The sequence below is a fragment of the Desulfotomaculum sp. genome (genome assembly GCA_003513005.1).
GTDB lineage: Bacteria > Bacillota > Desulfotomaculia > Desulfotomaculales > Nap2-2B > 46-80.
This window is the reverse complement of the sequence record DOTD01000085.1, coordinates 1-3,905: the sequence shown is the minus strand read 5'-3', so window position 1 is coordinate 3,905 and position 3,905 is coordinate 1. Positions and strand designations below refer to the sequence as shown.

The 3,905-nt window shown below is 40.3% G+C and carries 3 protein-coding genes; 2 read left to right on the top strand and 1 reads right to left on the bottom strand.

Going from position 1 to position 3,905, the window contains the following annotated elements:
* Positions 1 to 380 precede the first annotated feature (380 nt).
* Complete coding sequence (locus DEH07_10870; GenBank protein ID HBY04991.1) at positions 381 to 1,430, top strand: aldolase; 1,050 nt, start codon at positions 381 to 383, stop codon at positions 1,428 to 1,430.
* 227 nt (positions 1,431 to 1,657) lie between these two features.
* On the opposite strand, the gene DEH07_10865 is transcribed toward DEH07_10870, so the two are convergent.
* Entirely contained in the window at positions 1,658 to 2,863 is a 1,206-nt protein-coding gene (locus tag DEH07_10865) for a hypothetical protein (protein HBY04990.1), read from the bottom strand.
* A 242-nt stretch (positions 2,864 to 3,105) separates the two neighbouring features.
* Between DEH07_10865 and DEH07_10860 the strand changes: the two genes are divergently transcribed.
* Entirely contained in the window at positions 3,106 to 3,651 is a 546-nt protein-coding gene (locus DEH07_10860; protein ID HBY04989.1) for a hypothetical protein, read from the top strand.
* The last annotated feature ends 254 nt before the right edge of the window (positions 3,652 to 3,905 follow it).

Genomic DNA, 3,905 nt, shown 5'->3' with positions numbered 1-3,905 from the left:
TAAACGGAGTTGTTGGATTACCGAAAGCAGCGACCACGGTGACATAAGGAAGCTGTTATGATATTGTCAAAGAACTATCAAGGGATCCATCGCTGTAGTATTAGAAAGGGTGTATTGGGGGAACTTCATTTGTTATAATTTTGGATATTCCAGAAAAGAGCTTTTCACTTACTTTGAACTTTTCTATCGAATTTGGAAGTGACTCTTCAAACTTCTTACGCAATAATTCCAGCAGAAACCATAAATTAGTCTGTATCTTAGCTTCTGCTATAAATAAATTGTCCAGTTAAGCTTCATCAGATTATGGCGATACGTATAATATCGGACGTTTTTAATAAATCCTCAAGTATAACTCAGCAAGATAAAAGGAGGCGCCTTCTGTGTCGTTACTAGATAAGGCAGTAGACTATATTGCTGGTGAGAAAAGAATGATCAGCAGTCCTATCTTCATTAAAGATTTTAATAAGCAAAACAAACAAATAATGGATTTAGAAACATTATCTAAGAAACTAAAAACCGGTTATAAGAAAGACTTGATAGAACGTGATATTACTTTTTTAAAAAAGGGGCTTGAAGGGGAAAATAACGTCTATTTTGAACTTAAAAATTCTTTTCTTCCAATATTGTGCTTACACGATATTAGATTGGAGTTTAATAATTATGTTGCGCAGTATGACTTTATTGTAATTTCAAATAAATTTATTTGTGTCTTGGAAACAAAAAAATTGAACGGAAATATTGTTATAGATTCTGATGGTAATTTTATTAGAGTTTTACATGACAAAGCCGGAAAAAATAAGCATGAGGGAATGTACAGCCCTATTACACAAAATGAGCGTCACCTGAGCATATTAAAAGAGGTTTTACTTAAAAACAATTTAATGAGTGAAGATCTTTATTTGTCCTTTGTTGTAATAGCTAATCCTAAAACTATAATTGAGAAAACAAACTGCCCGCCTGAAATTGAAAATAAGATAGTTAGACACGACCAAATCATTTCCAGTTTGAAATATTACCAAGAAAAAAGTTTTTACAATAAGTTAGAAAAATACCTATTTAACATTGCATACTGGCTCAAGAACAATGATACACCAATTGAAATTAACTATCATTCAAAATATAATCTTAAGGAAAATGATTTTATTCCCTCTCTGCCCAAGAACACAGAATATACTAAAGAAGATTCCGGTAATCCTTATCTAGTAAATAAAAAAAGCAAGCAACAGTTGCTTGTGGAATTAAAAAACTACAGATTAATTACATCAAGGAAAGAGAATCTTGCAGCATATCTTATATTCAGTAATGAGGAAATGGAAAGGTTGGCAGAAAAGTATCCAACATGCGAAAAAGAGCTGTTAGAAATTAAGGGGTTTGGCAAAGTAAAAGTTGAAAAGTATGGTAAAGATATATTGAAAATATTTACCGAATAACTATTTTGTCAGGAATCCTCGATCATAATCCTTAAAAACATGTTCTACGTTCCACAGTCCTGACCCCCTGACTGCACTATGCCTACACCTGTATCCCAGCCAATCCAGGGACGGTGGATCAATGCGCAGCATAGAGGCCATACTAAGCAGCGCTACCGCATTGCGCCGCAACAGTGTTGCGCTCTTGAAACTTTCGCAGGACATTCTTGCTCGCAGAATTATACTGCTTACTGGTCAGCGGCAAGCTTCAAGATCATCTCAATAGCCCATATGTAATCTGACGTCTCTTTGGCATCCGGACATTCTGAAAAAGAGCGCCCCAAAAACTCACGGGGATTATCGCCCCCACCAATCATAAAAGGTCCTTCCGGAAAGTACTGCTCTGCAACACCGGCAGCCCGGGCTACTCCTGTCAATACAGCAAGGATAAGTTTCTCCCCTGTTTCAGTATGCTTTGGAACCAGTTTAATCAGCGTTCGCCGATCCAGTTTATAACTGTCTGATCCTTTTTGTGGATCTTTTTTCACCCTGTCGGATTCAGGCCCGAAAACGGTATTGACAGCATTTTCTATAATATTCCGTATGCTCTCACGGACATCACTGCGAATGACCGGACTAAAAGTATCCCATATTTTAGTACGCAGGCCTGGCGTTTTGACATCGGCCTGCACAACAGGCGCAGCTTTCGGTAAAAAATATTCCCTCGCTTTGGAATAGGCTCCTGTTGGGCTGAGTACACAATCTAACTGATCATAAACAATAAGCCCAAAATGATCTTTTAGTTCATCCCATAAATTTTGCCCGTTAAAATCTAAAACAAGAGGCCTCGACTCCGGCTTGTGATATGGTTCAACCTGATAATTATCGGCCGACAGTGTAACAAACCAAAAATCATTTATCTCCAACATAAAATCGTCACAAAGTTTCAGGCCGAGCGATTTTAACAGCTTTCTCGGCTTTTTCGAGCCTTCTGTAGGATATTGCGCATAAGCAGCCCAGTTTTGCTCAGTTTCTTCGACTGGGTCACTTTTACTTCTATTTTTAAGGACACGTGCTAACCTGAATCTCAGGGTAAGTTGAGCGTTGATTCGGCTGTTAATCCCTTGTATATCTTTAGCTTTGCTTTCTTTTAAAGGCACCGCGCTGTCGTCATATTTCACTATTTTAGCCTCAAGAAAAACTACATGGCGGGTAAGTTTTTGTTTCTCTTTGCAATTGCAAATCATCACCAGGTCAGGATTGCCGAATTCCGAAAATGAAGGTTCAACAAGAAAAAATACTTCCTGCAGACTTTCTATCCAAGTTGGCGGCGCAGAGCCGCAAAAGCGGATGTTTTTCAAGAAAGTCTTTGTCAGGTCAAGATTACCATCAAGTTTCAGCACCAGTCCGTTAACCAATCCACGTTTACCATAAAATACAATTGAGTTAAACATCAAAAACCCTCCATTGTTAAATCCTAATCTTTAGCATAGCATAGTTTTACTGCCCTGGATGCCGCGACCGTTTTATAAGTTTAACAAACAGATATGACAAATACCTGTCAGTTCCCAGATCCTTTTTTCACTTTACAAGATTTAAACCAGGAGCGAACATATTTTCTATATGAGTGACAGATATATGGCCAGGGCATTATTTAGAATCTATTCAGGCGAACTAATTAAGGGGGGTTTTAAGAATGGAGGTTTTCATTGAGCAGCTCAAACCCGGTCAGGAAGTGAACGGTGCTTATGTGCTAAAAAGCAAGAAACTTCTGCCCCTGCGCAGCGGGACCGGCCACTACCTCGCAGTTGCGCTGGGAGATAAAACGGGTCAGATAGAAGGACGCGTCTGGGATTCAGTCTATGAGAGGCATTACAGCTGCCGGGTTGGGGATGTGGTCCGTGTACAAGGACAAGTTGAGGAATACAATGGTATAGTTCAAATTAATATATCATCTATGTCGGCTTGCCGGGACATTGAAGCAGATCCCTTTAAATTCATACCCTCGGGCAAGCTTAATCCGGAATCAGCCAGGGATAAGCTTTTTTCAATTATCGCCTCCCTGCATAACCAACACCTAAGAGAGCTGCTGACCCTGATCTTATCAGATGATATTTTTCTAAAGAAACTTCTCATGTCCCCTGCGGCTAAGCGCAACCACCAGGCCACTATCGGTGGTCTTATAGAGCATAGCCTGGGCATCGCCGGCGCTGCGGAGCAGTTAGGAGCCGCGATAAATTAATGTGATAGGGGTTGACAATTTGATGGCGTGGTTGTATCATAGCGTTGGGGTGATAGGTTACGGAGCCACGATGGAACCCGCCATTTTGGATCGGAGATCGTCTTTTCACAGAAAAGGATCTTGAATTGATCCGTTGGACGACAGAACGCTTTCCGGGCTTGAGCCGGATGGAACTGGCTTTGACTTTATGCTTTGAACCTGCCGTGGAAAGCGCCGGGCGGACAATTGCGCCTTCATGGGTGCTTGGAGGTGTT

Excerpts from the sequence above, each read along its gene's own strand:
- DEH07_10865 (HBY04990.1), bottom strand. The coding sequence starts at position 2,863 with ATGTTTAACTCAATTGTATTTTATGGTAAACGTGGATTGGTTAACGGA.
- DEH07_10860 (HBY04989.1), top strand. The coding sequence starts at position 3,106 with ATGGAGGTTTTCATTGAGCAGCTCAAACCCGGTCAGGAAGTGAACGGT.